The sequence below is a fragment of the Duganella sp. 3397 genome (assembly GCF_031456625.1).
In the GTDB taxonomy this organism is placed as follows: Bacteria; Pseudomonadota; Gammaproteobacteria; order Burkholderiales; family Burkholderiaceae_D; genus Rugamonas; species Rugamonas phyllosphaerae.
The window spans coordinates 74148-95188 of the sequence record NZ_JAVDVB010000012.1 but is presented as its reverse complement, the minus strand read 5'-3'; the positions used below and the strand labels follow the sequence as shown (position 1 = coordinate 95188).

The following is a 21041-nucleotide window of genomic DNA, read 5'->3' as shown; positions in this document are numbered from 1 at the left end:
AGCACGCACATGATCACTGGCGCACTACGAAGCCGCATCGACAGCCTCTGGACCGATTTCTGGACCGGCGGCATCACCAACCCCCTCACCGTCATCGAGCAGATTACCTTTCTAATGTACAGCCGTCTGCTGGACATGCAGGAGCGCACCCAAGAGAAGCGCGCCGCCGTTACCGGCAAACGCGAACCCAGTCTGTTCGGCGATGCAGATCAAGACTGTCGCTGGGAAACCTGGCGCCACTACGGCGCCCCCGAAATGCTGCCCCATGTGCGTGACCGTGTGTTCCCGCACTTCCGCCGCTTGGCCGAGCGCAGCAGTGGTGAAGGTAGTCACTTCGCCGCCTTCATGAAAGATGCCCAGCTGATGATTCAAAAGGAATCGCTGCTGGTGAAGGCCGTCAATGCCGTGCACGAATTGCCGCTAGAAAAAGGCGACACCAAGGGTGACCTCTACGAGTACCTGCTCAGCAAGCTCACCACCGCCGGCATCAACGGCCAGTTCCGCACACCCCGCCACATCATCCGAATGATCGTAGAGCTGATGCAGCCCCAGCCTACCGATCGCATCTGCGATCCGTCTTGCGGCACAGCCGGCTTCTTGATCGAGTCCTACGATTATCTCTTGCGCCACCACAGCAGCGTAGCCGGCACGCATAAGGAAGTGACTGACGGCGAGGAACACATCAGCTACAGCGGCGATCTGCTCGGCGGGCACCGCGCGCATGTAGACACCGACATGTTCCACGCCTACGACTTCGACGCAACCATGTTGCGCATCGCCACCATGAACCTGGTGATGCATGGCGTGAAGCAGCCCGATGTGCATTACCAAGATACGCTGAGCCAGAGCTTTGAAGAGCGCCACCCCCAGGGCTCCAAAAACGCCTTCGACCTCATTCTTGCTAACCCACCGTTCAAAGGTAGCCTGGACGAACAGGACGTAGCCCCGGACATCCTGCGCACCGTGAAGACCAAGAAGACTGAGTTGCTCTTCATCGGCCTGATCCTGCGCATGCTAAAAGTTGGCGGCCGCAGCGCCACCATCGTGCCAGACGGCGTGCTCTTCGGTTCTAGCAAGGCCCATGTCCAACTGCGCCAACACCTGATCGAGAACAACCAGCTTGAGGCCATGATCTCGTTACCCTCCGGTGTGTTCAGGCCCTACGCCGGCGTATCCACCGCCATCATCATCTTTGCCAAGGGCGGCAGGACCGAGAATGTCTTCTTTTACGACGTGAAGTCTGATGGCCGTACACTTGATGACAAACGAACCAAAATAGGCGACGGCAATGGCGATATGCCGGATGTGCAGGCCAAGTATCTACAGTGGTGCGAAGGTCAAGGCACTTTCAGTGATCGGACGGCAAAGGCGTTCGAGGTATCGGTCGAGGAAATTCGGGCGCAGAGCTATGACCTTTCGATAAATCGATATCGCCAACAGATGCACATTGCTGAAGAGCACATTGACCCCCGCGAAGTGCTTGCGCAGTTGAACACACTTGAGAAGGAGATTCAGAACGAACTTGCCGAGCTTGAGGAGTTACTCGGATGAGCGGAGGAGTGCAAATCATCGGGCTTGATGAGGTCATCGCCAAACGAAACGGCTCCGTTGATCCGTCGAAGTTTCCGGGCGAAATTTTCGAGCTGCTAAGCATTCCAGCCTTCGATTCAGGCCATCCAGAAATCATCGCCGGTGCAGAAATTGGTTCAACCAAGCAAGTTGTGCAGGAAGGTGACGTCTTGCTATCAAAGATAGTTCCACACATTCGACGGGCGTGGGTCGTAAAACCGACCACTAACTACCGATTGATCGCCTCGGGCGAGTGGATCGTATTTCGAGATTCACGCTTTGATCCGGGTTATCTCAGACACTTGTTGATTTCTGAAGAATTCCATCGGCAGTTCCTGCAAACTGTCTCGGGCATCGGTGGGTCACTCATGCGCGCAAGACCAGCCGAGGTGGCAAAGATAAAGGTGCCTTTGGCGCCGAAAAACGAGCAGCGACGCATCGCCTCCATCCTCGACAAGGCCGACAGCCTGCGCCGCAAACGCCAGGAATCCATGCGCCTCGCCGAGACGTTCCTTCGCGCCGCCTACCTGGATCTCGCCAAGAGATATTCCCACCGTTCTCCGGTCGAAAGTGTCTTGGCAAACATCCGGAACGCAGCGAGGACAGGGCCATTCGGCAGCCAGTTGCTTGTTTCAGAATTCACCGAAACTGGCATCCCGGTACTCGGCATCGACAACGTCGTCTCCAATTCCTTCACATGGGGCGCGCGGCGATTCGTTTCGCCGGAAAAGTACGCGGAGCTGGAGCGCTACACCGTTCGCCCTGGCGACGTAATGGTCACGATCATGGGTACCACGGGACGGGTTGCTATAGCACCAGATGACTTACCTACTTGCATCAGCACCAAGCATCTGTGCACCCTGTCCCTTAATCAGAAAAAGATGCGACCGTCTTATTTGTGGGCTTGCTTGCGGTGGGACCCGGAAGTGCGGGCGCAGGCTAAGCGCGAATCAAAGGGCGCCATCATGGAAGGCTGGAACATGGGCATTGTTAAAAACTTGATGGTCAGCGAACCACCGATAGAAGTGCAACTGAAGTTTGAAGCGCTCCTGACGCAGGTCGAAAAATTCACAATGAGGGCCAGTAAGGCTGCGGATGAGACAGATGCAATGATTGCCTCACTTTCCTCTAAATACCTGAGCTTGCCAATCACGGTTTAACAAGGCCTCCAAAAATCCATGACCTCACTGATTAAGTCGCTCTCACTAAAGAACTTCAAGGGTTTCTCCCAGGAGGTGCGGATTGAACTGCGTCCCATTACCCTACTTTTCGGCGCCAACAGTACCGGCAAGAGCAGCGTGCTGCATGCGCTGCTGTACATCCGAGAGATCCTGGAGCGCAAGAATGCGAATGCCGATCGCACACTGAATGGCGGCGATTCCATTGATTTGGGTGGCTTCCTAAACGTACTTCACGGACGTGCTGGACCTGCAGAAGCAATGCCCGACCGCACTATCGAGATAGAAGTGGAGATGGTCCTAGGCGATGCGTACATCCCGGAACTGGTGCCAGACGCTTTTGAAGACTGGCAGACCAATGACGGCGAGGTTTGGTCATTCTACGAAGCGCTGCAGACCATTCGGCGGAAAGTCAGCACTGTGAGCGTGCGGCTGATTATTGGATGGAACAGCTTGCGCGAAGAGCCGGTCGTGGTGGGTTACGAAATCGGTACGAACGGTGATTGGTGCGTAAAGCTGGAGGCTTCGTCAGACGGGCGCGACACCCGCATGCGCATCAATCGCGAAAACTCAATCTTCATGGTTGAGTCTTCCGACAACGACGCACTGCTAGCGGAACTGGATGACTGGATTAGTCCGCGTGACTTGGGAGACACGGGTGCTATGGGCCTGCATGTGACCCCAACGAATCTACACTCCGACGCAGAGGACCCACCACGGAAAATCTCGGTGCTTTCAGAGATATTCCTGGCCATCCAAGAGGCCGGCATAGAACGGCCCGGCGACGGCTTGCGCTCCTGGCTGAATGGCTTCCACGGGGCCTTGCCCCGCTTGGATCAAATGCTGTTCATACCCGCGCCGGAAGCAAAAGGCGTCGCGAACGTTTACATCTCTCGCGAGTTCACTGCATTTCTGTCCTGGCTGACGATTGGTCCCGCCCTTCTCCTGCGCGAGCAACTGCGCAAGCTGCGGTACATTGGCCCCTTGCGCCGCATCCCACCGCGCGGCTTTGACGTGTCGCTGACCAAGAGCGACGCGGCATGGTCAGATGGCATGGCCGGCTGGGAGGCGCTTCTCAGTGGGCCACAAAGTCTGGTAGATAGCTGCAGCGAATGGATGAACGGGCAAGACAAGCTCAACACCGGCTATGCCATCGCTCGCAAGCGCGTGCAGGAGTTCGAGCTGAATGGGTCTGATATCAAGCCAAATGGTCGCGTGCACAGCCGCCTTGCGCTTGTCGATTCGACCGGCCTCGCCCATCAACCGCAAGATGTGGGTGTAGGCATCTCACAGGTCTTGCCTGTTGTGGTGGCATCGCAAGACGGCAATGCGAGCCTTGTATGTATAGAGCAGCCTGAGCTGCACATTCATCCATCGGTGCAAGTAGGGCTCGGTGACTTATTCATCGATGGCGCACAAGAAAAACGTTTGTCGTTCTTGATAGAGACCCATAGTGAGCACTTGGTGATGCGCTTGCAGCGCCGCATTCGAGAAACGAGCGCGGGTGACTTGCCACCTGAGCATGCACCTCTGTCAGCAGCCGAAGTCAACATCGTTTACCTTGACCGAAATGACAGCGGTACGGTAAGTGCCATCGAGGTTGGACTAGATGCCAATGGCAAATTCACAGATCGGTGGCCACGGGGATTCTTCCCTGAACGAATGCGTGAAGCTCTTCCGAAAGAAATTCGAGAACGCCTTGTTGCGGCTGATGGAAAATCGACGTGATATACGAGTACGCATTAGATCCAATGCTTGTGGTGGATTGGGCGATTGGCCGCAAGGGTCGCTTTGTCGGGCAGTTTGGCATGGACCAACGCCGCTTGGTTTCCGACTATCCAAAAGATTGGGCCGGCGAAGTGTTTGGGGCATTCTATGAGCACTTTGGTTATGACGATAGCTCATTGGAATTTCAAAATGCACAGCCAGAACTGCAATCCTATGTTCAGTGGCTTTCTGAGTTCACGGTACAGAGAGATGTGAAGCGAACGGCAGAATATACTTGGCTGCAGGGGGCGGTTGCAGAGCATGGCAGACGGCCATTTCACGCCATCATGACAACCACCGGAGATGGGGTTGAATGCCGTGAAATCATAACCCCCGAAATATTAGACAACCTTAGAGATTTGCGCTGGTACCTGCCGACCATCATGGCGACGAAAAAGTCCGCTGAGGATTTGGCTGCAGCGATGGAGCCGATGCTGCGGGGGGCACAGTACATCGTGTTAGTAGATCCATATTTCGATGCCTCCAATGCCCGGTATCAGACCAGTTTCTCCGCACTAATTCGGGCTGCTTGTGGGGCAAGAGGTAGTGGAAGCAGCCTGCCTAAGATCATTGTAATGACTGGCATTGAACAAAAGCATAAACCTCATCAGGGCGAGTTCACACGGGAGGCAATGACCCATGTCGCCGATGATCTCCGCGTAAAAGCTCAGCGAGAAATTCCGAAGCTCCTACCGACAGGGATGAGCGTGAGCTTCTATTGTTTGAAGCACCCAGACGCTGGAGACCCGCTTCACAACCGGTATGTTTTGACGGACATAGGCGGTGTTATTGCGCCCTATGGGTTGGCTGAGTACAAGCGAGGTGAAGCACATAATGCCAAGGATGATCTGACCCCGATGCCTAAGGGCATGTACAACGAGCGGCATAAACAGTATGTCAATAAGGCTGGCATCGATATCGTGCTTGGTGAGATAAGGATCGAAGGGACCGCGAAGTAATTGCGAAACTAAAGGGGAGCAAAGTATGGCAGCAAAGACTGCACGCTTTCAAGTCGATTCGAGGTTGGCCCGCCTGCTGAGCCAGGAATACCCGTCGACTAAGAACGCGCTCTAGGAACTGGTCGACAACGCCTGGGGGAGGATGCCGAGAACGTCCACATCTCGCTTCCGGTGCCGATAACCGAAGCGCCCATCGCCATCTCGGACGATCGCTCCGGCATGACACGGGCAGAGCTTGAATCGCACTGCCTGGCTCTTGCGAGGTATCGGTGCGACCATCACCGACCGTAGCTAGCAGCGCCGTCGCGGTGAGAGGGCCGATACCATGCACCTTCTGCAAACACATGGGTTACAGGATTTTGCGAGGCAAGCTGCTGACTCTCACGGTTGAGCTCTTCTACACAATCATCAAAGCCCTGCCGAAAGGTTTATAACGCGTTCTTGTTGATTACAACAAGCTGGGAATCTTACGCTTGGAAACTGGACGAATGTAACGAGCAAGCGTCACGTCCGATTTGTGGCCAGTCTGCTCACGGATTTGGTAAGGCTGCAGCCCGACAGTTGCCGCTTCAGTACAATAGCCAGCGCGCAGGCTGTGCCCCGCGACCATCTTCGCCGCTTCGTCACCCGACATCATCCGCACAGATGACTTTACAATGAGCGCCACGGCCTGCGGTGTCAGCGCTTTGGTTCCCACTACTTGGTCGTGCCGATTGACGGGCATAAACAGTGGACCTACTACAATCCCAGCCAATTCGAGCCAGGTCAGCAACGCCTTCACGGGGCAGCGACTGCCTCGCGCATAAGGGATAAACACGGTACGCCCTACACCCTCCTGATCGGTTTTCGACCGCCGAATCAGAAACTCCAGGCCGTTGTCGTAATGGGTTATATCCTCATATCGTAACCCCACCAGCTCCGAACGCCGGAACGCACCAGCAAAGCCGATCAACAACAGAGCTTTGTCACGCGCGGCCTTCTTGGGCAACTGCTGCTCAATATGGACCATCATTGCAACCAGATCATCCTTCACCAAGGCAGTCACGCGCCGCTGCTTAGTTCCCAGTGATCTACGGATACCTTGCATAGTCCGCTTGACGAGGTGATCCATTATTGGCGATTGCAACCCGATGTCGGTATGTGCCCTGTGGATTGCGATCAAGCGGTGCTGAAGCGTGGCGACCGCGAGGGTTCCGGCAAAGTTGGCCAAGTATTCGGCCACCATGGCCGCTGTCGCGGGAATCGTGCCGCCATGCCGCAGGAAATGCTGGATGTCCGCCGCATATGACCGCGTGGTGGCGCTCGACTGTGCCGCCGCCGAGTAGCTAGCCACAAGCGCTGACGGTGCAGTCTGCGGTGATTTAAGCTGCGTCTTGACGTTCAAAGCTTGGGGCAAGTGCGTGGAAGGTTTTTTGGGTGTCTTCATGATTGCTCTCATTGGTGCCGGTAATGCGGCTTCGATAGGCCACACGAAAAAACGGCAGCACTAGGCTGCCGAGTTGAAAGGTTATTGCTTCTAATGGCCTGGCGAGGGGAACGGTCGTGACGGCATCCGGCGCGTAATCGTAAGTGTTCCGCCTGCACCCCGCCGATATCCTATGCACCGCGCCGGCCATGTCGTTGAGCTCCGCCACCAGCCATCCCAGCGCTTCAATGGAGTCAGCTACCGCTGCGTCGCTAAGTGGCTCGATCCCCGCTTGCGCTAACAGACGGCCGATAGCAGACGAGCCAATGTGAGTAATCAAAAGCACGGCGTCTGCGGCATCCGCAAGCTGCACTAACAGGGCTGGATCGGAGCCGGCGTAGTCAATCTCCGATTTGGACGTGAGCGCTAGATGTGGCATCAATAGCACCAAGTTGAAGAAGGAAAATGCGGAACTGTCGGGTGCAGAGTTATCGACCTCACCAGTAGGTGGCAGCGTATCCATGCTCAGTACTCCGATGGCAGCAGTAGCGTCGTCGAAGACCGGTCTGCCTCGGTTATGACCCACAGCCGCTCGGTACCGACGTCGTATGCCGATATGACACGCAACCGGTATTTGATCGCAGTCATATTCTCTTGCGCATCGTCTGGACATATTGTCCCAAAGTCGCCGCACTGGTGTCGAGTCAGGTAAGTTGTGGCGTTGATCCCGTTGCGGTCCAAGAGATCAAGTGCGCCCGGCGTCGCAACTACAGCGCCAAGCGGAAAAAGTTGTGTGGTCGTGAAAGTTGCGGTAGGCGTCCCGCTGGTTGAATTGCTCTTGTCGTGAGTGTCTTTGTCCATGATGATTCCTTTGAAATGTCGCCAAGCACAGGGGCGCTCGCCAGCCAACGGCAGCTAAGCCGGGCCAGTGTGAAGTGCAAGAAAATGGGTAGGTGGAATGTGAAGACGGTCAGAAGAATTTCTGACCTATCTGGTGAAGCAAGGGTCAGCCGTAACGGGCGTGATCCGGTGCCAACGAGGAGGATGTTTAGATGAGTAGGCACCACGCGGGAGGCTGTTTCAAACCCGCGGAGTATTTCAGGATTCACTTTCTATCAGCTGTCCTAGCCGACTGTAGAGTCACCGTCACCTGGTAGATACGAGTGCTAGGAAAACACGGATGAAGTTGTCGCCATCAGGGTGAGTTGAAGTACAAGTGCTTGCTACTCCACAACCGATGCCGGCTTTACACTCTTTATGAACCGCTGCATTTCTACGTGGTTGGCAACCTTTCCCGGCACGGGAGAGGCGATTGCTTGAACTTCGTACATGTCCGCGACAAATAGTTTAACCATCCGCACACCCTCTGTAGATGTGGCCGTAAATTCGGCGCCTTCCGTCGCTTCCCATTTGACGGGCTTCACTTCAGTGATCTGCTCGTTGTGTCTCTCCGCTATTTCGTTAATCTTCGCCCCTAGGTCGAAGCTTTCGCCCTGACTCACGGCGGTTAACCTCGAGAACCAAACGTCCATATTCGTGTCCGAAGTACTGAACGAGCATTGCCACCATTGCTGCCCTGTCTTTGAATCTTTTTCAACAAAGTTGCACTGCTCGGATGAGGGAACAGTAGCGGCGAATGCGCCCTCGCTCTGAAGGTATTCGCTCCAAAGTGAAGCAGATTTTGGCATCGATATGCTGTTGTCACGGCTGACCTTCTCAGCAGTGATATCAAATCTAGGCACCTCGGTGAAACGCCATCCACTCTCTGCTTTAACCATCGAACTGACTCCACTCATTATCAGACCGACGGGAACACCTCGCTCGGAGGAGCCTGCTTGCGGCTGTGCCGCTGCACGGATTCGTTCAATGGCGAAGCGAGCGTTCGGCACCTCGCAAGGCTGAATCTCAGCGAGTCTGTTTCGCGCAGCCGAAACCTCCTCTCGGGTGCGTTTTTCGGCTACTTTAAACGGTTCAGAATTGTCTGAAGTGGCCGCGAGATGGGCGGCACGTTCGTTCTGTATGCGTCCGCGCTGCCAGCGTTCATTGAGTACGTCCAGCTCAGGCAAAAGCTTCGCAGCAGCGTCACCCCTACCTTTAATGGCAACTTCAAACGTGTAGCTAACCTCGTACCTCCTGTTGCCCGAATCGGCGCCGTCTGTCTTTTTGACGTTGCTGATTTCTAAAATCGGACACTTGAACTCGTCTACTAAACCCATTTCTATGTCGGACTCACCCGGCTTAGAACTACATCCAACTAAACCAAACAATATGGCAGCAATGATCAGCCCGGCAGGCTTCGGCCACCTTCGTTTGCTTAAAATACGGGTCGAATGGTCTTTCGTTTGATACGTTTGATCCACGCTGAAACTCCTTAGAAAATAGTCCTGAAATAACACACTTTGAGTTTCGTTATTGTCCCATGAAAATCAAACTCAAAGTGTGTGGAAAACTCCGGCCAAAAACGGGATGCTTCGGATGTGCCAATCCAAACCCAAAAGTGTGAAGCTCAGCTTCTTTTTGCTGCGAATGTCAGACGAGCCCGCAAAGCTCAATGCATTTCCCAGGAGAAGCTTGCTGAATATGCAGGCCTACACACGAATTACATATCCTCCGTAGAGCGCGGGGAGAGAAACATCTCGATCTGTAATATCGAGAGGATTGCTCGCGGCCTTGGCGTCGCCATGCCTGAGTTGCTGAGCCACCAGCCAGATGCTGCGAAAGCGCCTGAATAGCTCAGTAATAGGCTGTCGTCACTTCTTGGCTGAGGTCGCAGGCGCCTTTCCCATGGGATGAACGCCGATGTACCAGGTTGGAGCCAGAGCCTCTAAGTCTGTCCTGACATGCAGCGCTGGCTTCTCGGCGGTCGGATCAATCGCATAAGTGACCATCTTAGCGTCGTGACTTGCCTTTGCTCGGTGGACTACAACGTGGCGGCCAACTTCCCAGTCGGCGTCGTAGTCAACCATTGCGATTGACAGATCTGGCAGCGTTGAGACCTTCGTGCATTCCTTCCATACCGTCGCAGTCCAGCCAAATTTTGCGAGTAGAGCTGCCAAGAAATCGCCATCCAGTACTTGGTTGTATGGACCGGTTGCTGGCATACCGAGTTCTTCAGCCTTTGCAAACACGTCGGCAAGTGTGGTGGATGCAATGATGGCGATAGAGGCCAGCGCGCAAGCGTGGCGGTCCTGCGTGATAACAGGTTTAAATGCAGGCTGAAATCCAGCCGCAGAGGATGTAACGATGGTTGGGATCGTAGTCATGAAATGCTCCAATGGAAAAATGAATGGGCGCGACAGTACCTGCCTGAATCGGCTACAAGATAACGTGATGGTCGGGTGTGAAGTTTCAGATACCGAGCACTTCGATTTCGAGGGCTGGGTATGGGTAGGCATGCCGCGATGAGCAAACTCTGCCAGCATGGTGTGATGCTGACTCGAACAAGTGTGCACTGACATTTTACCACAAAATGTAGATATTTTGACAACAAAATAACTTTGTGGCAAACAGCTAGTAGAGCTGCAGAACTCCATTCACTATGCTGAAAGCTAACATGCTCGGCAAACCACGATGTCAGAGAAGCCACTTAAACGGCCAGACATGGCGCTGAAATGATTGAGCCGATACTCACTAGCCAATTCAAGCTTTGACGCGGCCTAACGCGGGATAATTGATCGGTCGGCGCAATGAACTTTTGTATGGGTAACCGCCTAGTTGGCGAACCTACAAAATGTCCATACTAGCCACCGGCCGACGATGCTAGATCCAACAACCGGGGCGATGGCAACGTACCACCGACTAACTTGACACACGAAGCAACGTGTATGTTGAAGTGTGTGTTAGATAATGCTATAATTTAAAAATCCCTTAAATATCAAGGGCTTAAATAGGTATTCTGGCGGAAGCGGTGAGATTCGAACTCACGAACGGCTCACACCGTCGGCAGTTTTCAAGACTGCTGCCTTCAACCACTCGGCCACGCTTCCTATGTGCCGGCATTATACAGATTCCACCCCGCTTTGGCGATCAATCCGGCTACCGACCAGCCTCAGGCCGCCCGATGCGCATGCCCCGGCGTCCAGTTCGCCCGCAGCGCCTCCTCGAACGCCGCCGCCTCCAGCGGCTTGGCAAACAGATACCCCTGCACTTCGTCGCAGCCGCTGTTTTTCAGGAACGCCAGTTGCTCCACGGTTTCCACGCCCTCGGCGATCACCTTGTGCTTGAGCTGCTGGGCGATGCTGATGATGGTGTTGGCGATGGCGCAGTCGTTGGCGTCGCTCGGCAGGCCAATGGTGAAGGAACGGTCGATCTTGAGCGTGTCGATCGGGAAGCGCTTCAGGTACGACAGGCTCGAATAGCCGGTGCCGAAATCGTCGAGCGAGAGTGTCACGCCGATGGCGGTGATGCGGTCCATGATGCCGATCACGCGGTCGATGTTGTGCATCAGCGTGCTTTCGGTGATCTCCAGTTCCAGCCAGGTCGGCTCCAGGCCGTAACGCTCGAGCGTGTCCTGCACCCGGCCCGGCAGCGATGCCGTGAATTCGCGGGCGGAGACGTTCACCGCCAGGCGGATCGGCGGCAGGCCGGCGTCTTTCCATTGCCTGGCCTGGGCGCAGGCCGCTTCCAGTACCCATTCGCCCACCTGCACCACCAGGCCGGTCGCTTCGGCCAGCGGAATGAAGTCGGCCGGCGGCACCAGGCCGCGCACCGGGTGGCGCCAGCGTACCAGTGCTTCGGCGCCGATGATCTTGCCGTTTTCGATGCAAAACTTCGGCTGGTAATGCAGCAGCAGTTCGCCGTTGCCGAGCGCGGCGCGCAGGCCGGTTTCGATACGCATGCGTTCCTGCATGCCCTGGTTCATGTCCTGGCTGTAGAACGCCACGTGGTCGCCGTCGGTACCCATGCCGCCCTCCTGCTTGGCGCGGTACATGGCAATGTCGGCCAGGCGCAGCAGGGTTTCGGCGTCGTCGCCGTCCTGCGGGTACACGCTGATGCCCACGCTGCCGCCCACGCGCAAGTCGTGGCCGTCGATGATGATCGGCGTGTTGAGCGTGGCCAGCAGCTTTTGCGCCACCATGCTCGCTTCGAAATGCTGGCCGATGTCGAACAGGCCCACGGCAAATTCGTCACCACCGAGGCGGGCGACCAGGTCCTGGTCGCGCAGCACGGTGCGGAAACGGCGCGCCACTTCGCACAGCAGCGCGTCGCCGATCTTGCGGCCCAGCGTGTCGTTGATCAGTTTAAAACGGTTGAGGTCGATGAACAGCACGCAGCCTTGCAGGCGGCTGCGCTGGGCCACCATCAACGCCTGGTCCACCAGCTTGGTCAGCAAGGTGCGGTTGGGCAGGTTGGTCAGGGCGTCGTAATAGGCCAGGTGGTGGATGCGCTCCTCGGCCATCTTGCGTTCGGTGATGTCGGTGAGATACGCGATCAGGCCGACCGAGCGGTTGCTGGCGTCGCACAGCGGCGACAGCGACAGGCTGGCCCAGAACACTTCGCCCGATTTCTTTTTGCGGCGCACTTCCATCAGGCGCCCGCCCTGCTCCACGAACGGATCGTCGAAGCCCATGTCCTCGTCTTCGTACAGGAACAGGATGTTGCGGCCCAGCGCTTCGACGGCGGTGTAGCCGAACAGCCGTTCGGCGCCCTTGTTCCAGCTCAGGATGAAGCCGCTCATGTCCATCGTCACCACCGATTCGTGGATGTGGTCGAGGATTTGCGCCTGGTGCTGCAACTGCGCTTCCACCTGGCTGTAGGCGTGGGTGGTGCGCTGCGCCAGCGAGTGCACTTGCAGCACGCTGCCGGCCAGCGTGGCCAGGCTGGCCAGGTGCTGGCGGTCGCTGTCGCTGTAGTCGAGGCGGCCGGACACGGTGAAGCGGCCGAAGTACTTGCTGTCGAACCAGATGTCCTGGGTCAGCGTGGGCACCGGGGCGTCGTTGGCGGCGTGAATTTCCGGCGCCGGGAGCCTGGTCAGCAGCGAGGCGGCTTCGGCCGGCAAATATTCACCGAGCGGACTGCCGGTCACGCTGCGCACGATGCGTCCCAACTCCTGCACCAGCGCGTGGCCGCGCAGGCGCAACACCGCGTCGCACAGGGCGGCGCTGTTGGCGATGAAGTCGGTGACGGGATGGGTGCGCATGGTCGCTACAGGCTCCGGCTCACTTGCAGCGCCCACTGGTGGGCGTGCAATTGTGTCTGCCAGAACGCTTCGGCATCGATGCCGGCCTGGGCCAACGCGGCGCGGTCATGGCCTTCCACCAGCTGGAGCAGTGCGCCCAGCGGACCGGCGCGGTCGAGCAGCGCCATCACCACGTCGAGGTCGAGGCTGAGGGCGGCGACGATTTCGGTCATCGTCATGCCGAGCAGCACGTCCAGCAACGAGAACACGCCGGCGACAAACGCCATGTCCTGCTGGTCGCGGCTGCCGCCCTGCGCGCGCACCAGCGCTTCCATCTGGGCGGCGCGTACGGCCGCCAGCGGCAGCAGCGGGTTGGGCAGGCCATCGTCCTGCTGCCGCGCGTACAGCAGCAATTGCAGCCAGCGCTGCAACTGGCGCCGGCCCAGCACGGTGATGGCCTGGCTGAAGCTGTGCACGGGCGAAGTGAGCGCGAACGCCGCCGAGTTGACCAGTTTAAGCAGGTGGTACGACAGCGACGGATCCTGCTTGAGCAGCACTTCGAGCTCGCAGGTGTCGGCGTCGCGCGCCAGCAAGCCCAGCAGCGCCAGCAGGCGCTTGCGCGTGGTGCCGTCGCCGGGGCTGTCGCGGTCCGGGTTGCTGGCAAACTCGCCCGCGAACCAGCTGAACCCGGCCTCGGCGCAGGCAACAATGCGCGCTTCGTTCGGCATCCCGGTGGCCAGGTGCGGGCCGGGCTGGCCGACCAGGGCCACCATCGGCGGCAAGGTGGTGGCGGCATCGACCATCAGGGCGCGGGCGCCGCACAGGGTGGCGGTTGAACCCGATGTCACGCCTTCGATCATGGTGCGGTAGCCGGCTTCGGCCAGGCTGGCCAGTTTCTTCTGCGTGGTCAGGTCGGCGCAGGCGGCGGCCGGCACGCGCAGGATGACGCGGTTCGGTGGCAAAGCGGATAGTTGCGACAGTTCCAGCCGGGCGGGCGCGGCGACCGGGATCACCAGGTCGAGCGGCGCCAGCAGGTCGAATACCGCGGGGGTTTTGAGCAAGGTGAGCGCGGCCTGGAAAGGCGCGTCGTCCTGCTCGCCGTTGGCGACAGGATGGAGCAGCAACGCCACCCAGGCGTAGCGGGCGTCGGAGACTGCCTGGAGTTCCACCAGCGGGAACGGCTTATTTTCAGGCGCAGACATCAAATTCTCTCTGAAGGTTCAGCGCGCGTTGTTCGTACCCTGTGCGATGTGCCATATGACGAGTAGTGAGCCAACTTACAGGATGGGGAAACATTTCTATTTTTACACAATTGCCGTTTTCCAAGCAGCCTGAATATAGCAGATATTGCCGCAGAAACACGGAATATTAGAAAGAGCTTAATACTATTAGGAAAGTGACTCTAAAGTGTTGCATACATACAAATTGAAGACACTATTGCGCGTGCTGTACCGCAAAGCGGATTAGCTCGGCCTGCCCTTCGATGCCCAGTTTGCGCTTGATGTTGAGGCGATGGGTTTCCACGGTGCGCACCGACAGGTCGAGCGCGCGGGCGATCTGCTTGTTCGATTCGCCGTTGGCGATGTGGCGCAGCACCTCGTGTTCGCGCGAGGTCAGCTGGTTGTCCTGGTTCTGCGGCTGGGCCAGCTGGCGCGCCAGCGCCGCGCTGTAATAAATTCCGCCCGACATCACGGTTTCGATCGCCACCACGATGTCCTTGCCGGGCGCATCTTTCAGCACGTAGCCGCGCGCACCGGCCTGGATCGCCTGCGATACATATTCGAGCTTGTCGTGCATGGACAGGATCAACACGGCAATGCGCGGGAACGCCTGCCTGAACTGGGCCGTCGCTTCGATGCCGTTGGCGCCGCGCATATTGATGTCCATGAGGACCAGGTCGATGGCGTGGCGGCCCGCCTGTTCCAGCGCTTCGGCAGCGCCGCCGGCCTCGGCCACGACTTCGAATTGCGGCATGGCTTCCAGGCGCGCGCGCAGGCCGTCGCGCACTAACGGGTGGTCGTCGACCAGCAGGATTTTGATAGGTGTGGTCATCATAGTTAACTGTTATTGGCGGCGTAAGCCGTGAGGACGGTGCCGTCGGTGGACGAAACGATCTCGAAACGGCCGCCGATGGCGTCCATTCTTTCCATCATATTGCGCAGGCCGATGCCGTGCTTGGGATGCAGAGCGATGCTTTCCGCGTCAAAACCGCTGCCGTCGTCGCTGATCCGCAAGGTCACGCCCTGGGCGGTGCCGGTCAGGCGGATGCCGATGTGGCTGGCGCCGGCGTGGCGTTCGATGTTGGTGAGCGCTTCCTGCGCCACCCGGAACAGCACGGTATTGGCCACGTCCGACAGCGCATCGACCACGCCCGTGGTATCGAAGTGTACCGGGGTTCCGGAACTGAGCGTGTACTCCTGTCCCAGGTGGTGCAGCGCGGCGGCCAGGCCCAGGTCATCCAGGATGGCCGGGCGCAGGTTGTGCGAAATGCGGCGCACCTCGCCCATCACGTTGCTCAACTGGTCGGCCGCGTGCTCGAACACGGCGGTGGCGGCCTGGCGCTGTTCGTGCTTCGGCGACGCCAGCCGTATCATCCCGGCCTCGATCTGCAGCTTGATCGACACCAGCCACTGGCTGATGCCGTCGTGCAGGTCGCGCGACAGCCGTGCCCGTTCTTCCTCTTGCGACTCCACCACCCGCTGCGCCAGCACCTTGAGCTTGGCGTCGGCCACCCGGTGTTCGCTGACGTTCAGGGCCAGTCCGGCGCCGGCCACCACCAGCGCGGCGGCAATCGCAATCAGGGCGATCCACAGCATGGTGTTATGGATGTTGCCGGACTGCTGGGTGTCGATCCGCGCCAGCGCACGGTCCACGTCATCGAGATAGATGCCGGTGCCCATCATCCAGCCCCACTCGGGCATGGCGATCACATAGCCGAGCTTGGCCACCGCCTTCTGGGTCGATGGCTTGACCCACATGTAGCGCTCCAGCCCGCCACCGTTGCGGGCGCGTTGCAGCAGGTTCTGGATGGTCGGGCGGCCCAGGGCGTCGCGCATCTCGAACAGGTTGCGGCCCACCAGGTCGGGCTGGCGCGGATGCATCAGGGTGTTGCCCTGCATATCGTAGAGGAAGAAATAGCCGTCGTCGCCATAGCTGAGCGACTCGAGGATGCGCTTGGCTTCGTTGCGGGTGGCCTCGTCGTTGCGGCCGGAGTTATACAGGTGCGAAATCGAATGGGTGGCCAGCGCCACGTAGTGCTTCAGTTCCGCTTCCTTGCTGCTCAGGTAGGCCTGCTGGATGGTGTCGCGCTGCTGCTGCGCCAATAAGGCGGACTGGTGCTGCACCGCCAGCGCGATCGCGCACAGGGCAAAGATCAGCGGGGTGATGGCCAGGAAGATGACTTTTTGCCGCAACTTCATGAGGGTTTGCCCATCGAATTTTCTATTGGCAGGATTTTACGCCTCCACACGCCAACTCCCCTACGTAGAACTACGTAACACGGCTGCGTAATGCTGCGCTTGCTGCAATTATGTAATTCGTGAATACTCGCCATAAGCTGCCACAATGCCGAATTGGCAAGAGCAGACCCCATTCCTTGGAGGAAGCATGACACCTGTACCAACCGCACCCCAGACACTCGGCGCCAAGCTGGGCTGGGCCGTCGTCGCCTTGCTCGGCGCGTCCGCACTGGGCTTTATTGCCTTGAAGCGCGGCGAGTCGATCAGCGCCATCTGGATCGTGATCGCCGCCGTGTGCGTCTATCTAATCGCCTACCGCTACTACAGCCTGTACATCGCCAGGAACGTGCTCGGGCTCGACGCCAAACGGCTCACGCCCGCGCAACGCCTCAATGACGGCCTCGACTACGTTCCCACCAACAAGAACGTGCTGTTCGGCCACCACTTTGCCGCGATTGCCGGCGCCGGCCCCCTGGTCGGGCCGGTACTGGCCGCGCAAATGGGTTACCTGCCCGGCATGTTGTGGATCCTGGCCGGCGTGGTGTTTGCCGGCGCGGTGCAGGATTTCATTATCCTGTTCATCTCCATGCGCCGCGACGGCCGCTCGCTGGGCGACCTGATCAAATCCGAACTGGGACAAATTCCCGGCATGATCGCCCTGCTCGGCACCTTCATGATCATGGTGATCATCCTGGCCGTGCTGGCGCTGATCGTGGTAAAGGCCCTGACGCACTCGCCGTGGGGCAGCTTCACCGTGATTGCCACCATCCCGATCGCGCTGTTCATGGGCGTGTACTCGCGCTTTATCCGCGTGGGCCGCATCGGCGAAGTGTCGATCATCGGCTTCGTGCTGTTGATGGCGGCGATTTTCGGCGGCCAGTACGTGCAGGAACACCCAGCTTTGGCGCCGCTGTTCGACTTCACCGGCACCGAACTGACCTGGATGCTGATCGGCTACGGCTTCGTCGCCTCGGTGCTGCCGGTGTGGCTGCTGCTGGCGCCGCGTGACTACCTGTCCACCTTCCTCAAGATCGGCACCATCGTCGGCCTGGCCGTGGGCATCATCGTGGTCGCGCCGTACCTGAAAATGCCGGCCATGACCAAGTTCATCGACGGCACCGGCCCGGTCTGGGCGGGCAGCCTGTTCCCGTTCCTGTTCATCACCATCGCCTGCGGCGCGGTGTCCGGCTTCCATGCGCTGATCGCCTCGGGCACCACGCCCAAGATGATCGAAAACGAAACCCATGCCCGCTACATCGGCTACGGCGCCATGCTGATGGAATCGTTCGTGGCCATCATGGCGCTGGTGGCCGCCTCGACCATCGAGCCCGGCATCTACTTCGCCATGAACAGCCCGGCCGCGCTGATCGGCACCACGCCGGAATCGGCCGCTGCCGCCATTTCGCAATGGGGCTTCTACGTTACGCCGGAAATGCTGATCCAGACCGCCAAGGACGTCGGCGAACACAGCATCATCTCGCGCGCCGGGGGCGCCCCGACCCTGGCGGTGGGCATGGCGCACATCCTGTCGAACGTGATCGGCGGCCAGGCCATGATGGCGTTCTGGTACCACTTCGCCATCCTGTTCGAGGCGCTGTTCATTTTGACCGCGGTGGATGCCGGCACCCGCGCCGGCCGCTTCATGCTGCAAGACTTGCTCGGTGCTTTCGTGCCGTCCATGAAGCAGACCGAAAATACCTTCGCCAACCTGGTCGCTACCGGCCTGTGCGTGGCGGCGTGGGGTTATTTCCTGTACCAGGGCGTGGTCGATCCGCTGGGCGGCATCAACACCTTGTGGCCACTGTTCGGTATTGCCAACCAGATGCTGGCGGCCATTGCACTGATGCTGGGCACCTGCGTGCTGTTCAAGATGAAGCGCGGCCAGTACGCGTGGGTGACCATCGTGCCAACCATCTGGCTGCTGCTGTGCACGCTGACGGCCGGCTGGCAGAAAATGTTCCATGCCGATCCGAAAATCGGTTTCCTGGCCCATGCGTCGAAGTACCAGGCCGCGATTGACGAAGGCAAGATTTTGGCCCCGGCCAAGTCGATGGCGCAGATGCAGCAGGTGGTCTTCAACGATTACCTCGACGCGGGCCTGGCCGGCTTCTTCGTGATCGTCGTGCTGAGCGTGCTGGTGTTCGGTATCCGCACCGTGATGAAGGCGCGCGCCAACAGCTTGCCGACGGTGAACGAAAGTCCACTCGTGCTGGCGAAGGGGTAATCATGTTAGGCGACATCGCCAAGGCCGGCCGTTACCTCGGGCAGAGCATGCGCCTGATGATGGGCCTGCCTGATTACGACACGTATGTCAGCCACCGGGAGGTCACCCACCCGGGTGAGCCGGTGATGACGTACGAGGAGTTTTTCAAGGAGCGGCAAGAGGCCCGCTACGGCGGCGCCGGCAAGCGCGGCGGGTGTTGTTGATCCTTGCCCCATCTCATAAAAACGGCATTGCTCGCAATGCCGTTTTTTTTCGTTTCTTCCGGAACTTTTTGGCGCGTGCGTCGTCAAATAAGCTCGGCCACACAGATGGCTCACTCCGGGAGACCCATGACAGCCCCTTTTTCTTACGAACGCGCCTTTGCCCGTAACATCGGCTGGGTCACCCATGCCGAGCAATCGGTGTTGCGCGACAAGCGCGTGGCTATTGCCGGGCTCGGCGGTGTGGGCGGCGTGCATTTGCTCACGCTGGCGCGGCTCGGCATCGGCAATTTTCACGTGGCCGATTTCGATACCTTCGACGTTGCCAACTTCAACCGCCAGGTGGGCGCCACCGTCTCTACGCTGGGGCAACCGAAGGCCGACGTGCTGGTGCGCATGGCGCGCGACATCAATCCCGAGATCAACATCGTCAGCTTTACCGACGGTGTCAACGACGACAACCTGCTCCGGTTCCTGCTGGGCGTGGACCTGTACGTCGATGGCCTCGATTTCTTTGCTTTCGATGCGCGCCAGGCCACCTTTGCCGCCTGCGCGGCGCGCCACATTCCAGCCATTACCGCCGCCCCGCTCGGTATGGGCACCGCCGTACTCAACTTCCTGCCCGGCGAGATGACGTTCGAGGAATATTTTTGCTGGGGTAATTTGTCCGAACGCGAGAAGGCGCTGCGGTTTTTGATCGGGCTGGCGCCGGCCGGCCTGCACGGCGATTACCTGGTCGATCCCTCCACCATCAACCTGGCGGAAAAACGCGGGCCGTCCACCATCATGGGCTGCGAGCTGTGCGCCGGCGCAGCCGCCACCGAAGCGCTCAAGATCCTGCTCAACCGCGGCGAAGTGCTGGCCGCACCACATTGCTACCAGTTCGACGCCTACCGCAACAAGCTCACCCGCACTTACCGGCCCGGCGGCAACCGCCACCCCTTGCAGCGCATCGCCATGATGCTGGCGCGCAAGCGCATGGCCGGGGCGGCGCCATGAAGCCGCCCCAAGCGGCAAGCGCCGACGCCGCTTCGAGGCCTGCTGGCATGTCCGGCGCCGCGCCCACGGGCGGGCTGCTGCGCAGACTCGACCCCACGCTGGAAAGCATTTTAGAGCTGGCGCGCTGGGCGCCCAGCGGCGACAACACCCAGCCGTGGCGTTTCGAGCTACTCGACGCGCGCCGGCTGGTGGTCCACGGCCACGACACGCGCGACCATTGCGTGTACGACCTCGACGGCCACCCGAGCCAGATCTCGATCGGCGCCCTGCTCGAGACCATGGCGATTGCCGCCAGCACTGTCGAGCTGGCCACTCGCATCACGCCGCACGCGGACGCGCCGCCCCACCGCCCCACCCTCACCGTCGAATTCATCGACCAGCCCGGCCTGGCGCCCGACCCGCTGGCCGCGCACATTATCACGCGCAGCGTGCAACGGCTGCCATTGAGCCGCCGTCCGCTCACGGCCAGCGAGAAGGCCGCGCTCACTGCCACCCTGCCCGCCGGCTACACCGTCTGCTGGCTGGAAGGCAGGCAGCGCACGGCAGCGGCCGGCTTGATGTTTCGCAACGCCAAGCTGCGCCTGACCATGCCCGAGGCGCACCAGGTGCACCAGGCCGTCATCGAGTGGAATGCGCGCCACAGCGCCGACCGCATGCCCGACCGCGCGCTCGGCGTCGATCGCTTCACCGCCAAAATGATGCGCTGGGTGATGCACGACTGGCGCCGTGTCGAGTTTTTTAACACCTGGCTGGCAGGCACGGTGGCGCCGCGTTTGCAGATGGACCTGATTCCCGGCCTGGCCTGCGCCGCCCACTTCGTGCTGGCAGCTCCCATCCGTCCGCACCGCACCGGCGACTACCTGGCCGCCGGGCGCGCCATGCAGCGCTTCTGGCTCACCGCCACCGCGCTGGGCCTGCAATTGCAACCGGAAATGACGCCGCTGATCTTTTCCCGCTACGTGCGCGACGGCCGGGTATTTTCCGGCACGCGCGGCATGCAGGAGCGCGCCGCCATCCTGGCCCACGACGGCGAACGCCTGGTCGGCAAGGCTGCCTGGGACCGTGCCGTGTTCATGGGCCGCATCGGCGCCGGGCCGCCGGCACAGGCGCGGTCACTGCGCCGGCCGCTGGCTGACCTGATCATCGCGCCATGATGCGTTCATC

18 protein-coding genes and 1 tRNA gene are annotated in these 21041 nt (G+C 59.4%); 9 read left to right on the top strand and 10 right to left on the bottom strand.

The features are described from left to right. Positions 1-9: 9 nt before the first annotated feature. From J2X54_RS25400 to J2X54_RS25385, 4 genes are read left to right on the top strand one after another with little or no spacing between them, the layout of a single operon-like run. Positions 10-1551 (top strand): class I SAM-dependent DNA methyltransferase, encoded by a 1542-nt coding sequence (locus J2X54_RS25400; protein ID WP_310184608.1) that lies wholly within the window; start codon positions 10-12, stop codon positions 1549-1551. Further along, positions 1548-2729, top strand: coding sequence for a hypothetical protein (locus J2X54_RS25395; RefSeq protein WP_310184607.1), 1182 nt, complete (start codon positions 1548-1550; stop codon positions 2727-2729). Before J2X54_RS25400 ends, J2X54_RS25395 begins: the two co-directional genes overlap by 4 nt. An 18-nt stretch (positions 2730-2747) precedes the next feature. Continuing rightward, a complete protein-coding gene (locus J2X54_RS25390; protein WP_310184605.1) occupies positions 2748-4475 on the top strand; it encodes an AAA family ATPase in 1728 nt (575 codons plus the stop codon). Next, on the top strand, positions 4472-5473 hold the full coding sequence (locus tag J2X54_RS25385; RefSeq protein ID WP_310184604.1) for a hypothetical protein: 1002 nt from the start codon (positions 4472-4474) through the stop codon (positions 5471-5473). The genes J2X54_RS25390 and J2X54_RS25385 overlap by 4 nt, the downstream gene beginning before the upstream one ends. 448 nt (positions 5474-5921) lie before the next feature. Here the strand turns inward: J2X54_RS25385 and J2X54_RS25380 are convergent, their stop codons facing one another. The 4 genes from J2X54_RS25380 to J2X54_RS25365 all read right to left on the bottom strand — a co-directional run bounded on the left by J2X54_RS25380 (position 5922) and on the right by J2X54_RS25365 (position 9238). Further along, complete coding sequence (locus tag J2X54_RS25380) at positions 5922-6899, bottom strand: site-specific integrase (RefSeq protein WP_310184602.1); 978 nt, start codon at positions 6897-6899, stop codon at positions 5922-5924. Beyond that, the gene (locus J2X54_RS25375) at positions 6835-7401 is read right to left on the bottom strand and encodes a hypothetical protein (protein WP_310184600.1); all 567 of its coding nucleotides are present in this window, start codon (positions 7399-7401) and stop codon (positions 6835-6837) included. Before J2X54_RS25375 ends, J2X54_RS25380 begins: the two co-directional genes overlap by 65 nt. Before the next feature lie 2 nt (positions 7402-7403). Next, the gene (locus J2X54_RS25370; RefSeq protein WP_310184598.1) at positions 7404-7739 is read right to left on the bottom strand and encodes a hypothetical protein; all 336 of its coding nucleotides are present in this window, start codon (positions 7737-7739) and stop codon (positions 7404-7406) included. A 362-nt stretch (positions 7740-8101) separates the two neighbouring features. Then, entirely contained in the window at positions 8102-9238 is a 1137-nt protein-coding gene (locus tag J2X54_RS25365) for a hypothetical protein (RefSeq protein WP_310184596.1), read from the bottom strand. Positions 9239-9319: 81 nt separating this feature from the next. On the opposite strand from J2X54_RS25365, the gene J2X54_RS25360 reads away from it, so the two are divergent. Further along, on the top strand, positions 9320-9610 hold the full coding sequence (locus J2X54_RS25360; RefSeq protein ID WP_310184595.1) for a helix-turn-helix transcriptional regulator: 291 nt from the start codon (positions 9320-9322) through the stop codon (positions 9608-9610). An 18-nt stretch (positions 9611-9628) separates the two neighbouring features. Here the strand turns inward: J2X54_RS25360 and J2X54_RS25355 are convergent, their stop codons facing one another. The 6 genes from J2X54_RS25355 to J2X54_RS25330 all read right to left on the bottom strand — a co-directional run bounded on the left by J2X54_RS25355 (position 9629) and on the right by J2X54_RS25330 (position 16415). Continuing rightward, positions 9629-10141, bottom strand: a complete 513-nt coding sequence (locus tag J2X54_RS25355) for a hypothetical protein (protein ID WP_310184593.1) — start codon at positions 10139-10141, stop codon at positions 9629-9631. 633 nt (positions 10142-10774) lie between these two features. After that, positions 10775-10864 (bottom strand) — tRNA-Ser (locus J2X54_RS25350). A 62-nt stretch (positions 10865-10926) separates the two neighbouring features. Beyond that, a complete protein-coding gene (locus J2X54_RS25345) occupies positions 10927-13017 on the bottom strand; it encodes an EAL domain-containing protein (protein ID WP_310184592.1) in 2091 nt (696 codons plus the stop codon). 5 nt (positions 13018-13022) lie between these two features. Beyond that, a complete protein-coding gene (locus J2X54_RS25340; protein WP_310184590.1) occupies positions 13023-14198 on the bottom strand; it encodes an HDOD domain-containing protein in 1176 nt (391 codons plus the stop codon). A 232-nt stretch (positions 14199-14430) separates the two neighbouring features. Further along, positions 14431-15048, bottom strand: a complete 618-nt coding sequence (locus J2X54_RS25335; protein WP_070247127.1) for a response regulator transcription factor — start codon at positions 15046-15048, stop codon at positions 14431-14433. A gap of 5 nt (positions 15049-15053) precedes the next feature. Continuing rightward, on the bottom strand, positions 15054-16415 hold the full coding sequence (locus J2X54_RS25330) for a cache domain-containing protein (protein WP_310184588.1): 1362 nt from the start codon (positions 16413-16415) through the stop codon (positions 15054-15056). Positions 16416-16602: 187 nt separating this feature from the next. Here J2X54_RS25330 and J2X54_RS25325 point away from each other — a divergent pair, with 187 nt between their 5' ends. The 4 genes from J2X54_RS25325 (at position 16603) to J2X54_RS25310 (ending at position 21031) form a co-directional block, all read left to right on the top strand. Then, a complete protein-coding gene (locus J2X54_RS25325; protein ID WP_070247065.1) occupies positions 16603-18678 on the top strand; it encodes a carbon starvation CstA family protein in 2076 nt (691 codons plus the stop codon). A 2-nt stretch (positions 18679-18680) separates the two neighbouring features. Beyond that, the gene (locus J2X54_RS25320) at positions 18681-18881 is read left to right on the top strand and encodes a YbdD/YjiX family protein (protein ID WP_019922558.1); all 201 of its coding nucleotides are present in this window, start codon (positions 18681-18683) and stop codon (positions 18879-18881) included. A 126-nt stretch (positions 18882-19007) separates the two neighbouring features. Next, complete coding sequence (locus J2X54_RS25315; protein WP_310184584.1) at positions 19008-19877, top strand: ThiF family adenylyltransferase; 870 nt, start codon at positions 19008-19010, stop codon at positions 19875-19877. After that, complete coding sequence (locus tag J2X54_RS25310; RefSeq protein WP_310184582.1) at positions 19874-21031, top strand: nitroreductase family protein; 1158 nt, start codon at positions 19874-19876, stop codon at positions 21029-21031. Before J2X54_RS25315 ends, J2X54_RS25310 begins: the two co-directional genes overlap by 4 nt. Positions 21032-21041 lie beyond the last annotated feature (10 nt).

Excerpts from the sequence above, each read along its gene's own strand:
- J2X54_RS25380 (WP_310184602.1), bottom strand. The coding sequence starts at position 6,899 with ATGAAGACACCCAAAAAACCTTCCACGCACTTGCCCCAAGCTTTGAAC.
- J2X54_RS25375 (WP_310184600.1), bottom strand. The coding sequence starts at position 7,401 with ATGGATACGCTGCCACCTACTGGTGAGGTCGATAACTCTGCACCCGAC.
- J2X54_RS25395 (WP_310184607.1), top strand. The coding sequence starts at position 1,548 with ATGAGCGGAGGAGTGCAAATCATCGGGCTTGATGAGGTCATCGCCAAA.
- J2X54_RS25335 (WP_070247127.1), bottom strand. The coding sequence starts at position 15,048 with ATGACCACACCTATCAAAATCCTGCTGGTCGACGACCACCCGTTAGTG.
- J2X54_RS25345 (WP_310184592.1), bottom strand. The coding sequence starts at position 13,017 with ATGCGCACCCATCCCGTCACCGACTTCATCGCCAACAGCGCCGCCCTG.
- J2X54_RS25320 (WP_019922558.1), top strand. The coding sequence starts at position 18,681 with ATGTTAGGCGACATCGCCAAGGCCGGCCGTTACCTCGGGCAGAGCATG.
- J2X54_RS25355 (WP_310184593.1), bottom strand. The coding sequence starts at position 10,141 with ATGACTACGATCCCAACCATCGTTACATCCTCTGCGGCTGGATTTCAG.
- J2X54_RS25315 (WP_310184584.1), top strand. The coding sequence starts at position 19,008 with ATGACAGCCCCTTTTTCTTACGAACGCGCCTTTGCCCGTAACATCGGC.
- J2X54_RS25400 (WP_310184608.1), top strand. The coding sequence starts at position 10 with ATGATCACTGGCGCACTACGAAGCCGCATCGACAGCCTCTGGACCGAT.
- J2X54_RS25390 (WP_310184605.1), top strand. The coding sequence starts at position 2,748 with ATGACCTCACTGATTAAGTCGCTCTCACTAAAGAACTTCAAGGGTTTC.
- J2X54_RS25340 (WP_310184590.1), bottom strand. The coding sequence starts at position 14,198 with ATGTCTGCGCCTGAAAATAAGCCGTTCCCGCTGGTGGAACTCCAGGCA.
- J2X54_RS25370 (WP_310184598.1), bottom strand. The coding sequence starts at position 7,739 with ATGGACAAAGACACTCACGACAAGAGCAATTCAACCAGCGGGACGCCT.
- J2X54_RS25325 (WP_070247065.1), top strand. The coding sequence starts at position 16,603 with ATGACACCTGTACCAACCGCACCCCAGACACTCGGCGCCAAGCTGGGC.
- J2X54_RS25330 (WP_310184588.1), bottom strand. The coding sequence starts at position 16,415 with ATGAAGTTGCGGCAAAAAGTCATCTTCCTGGCCATCACCCCGCTGATC.
- J2X54_RS25310 (WP_310184582.1), top strand. The coding sequence starts at position 19,874 with ATGAAGCCGCCCCAAGCGGCAAGCGCCGACGCCGCTTCGAGGCCTGCT.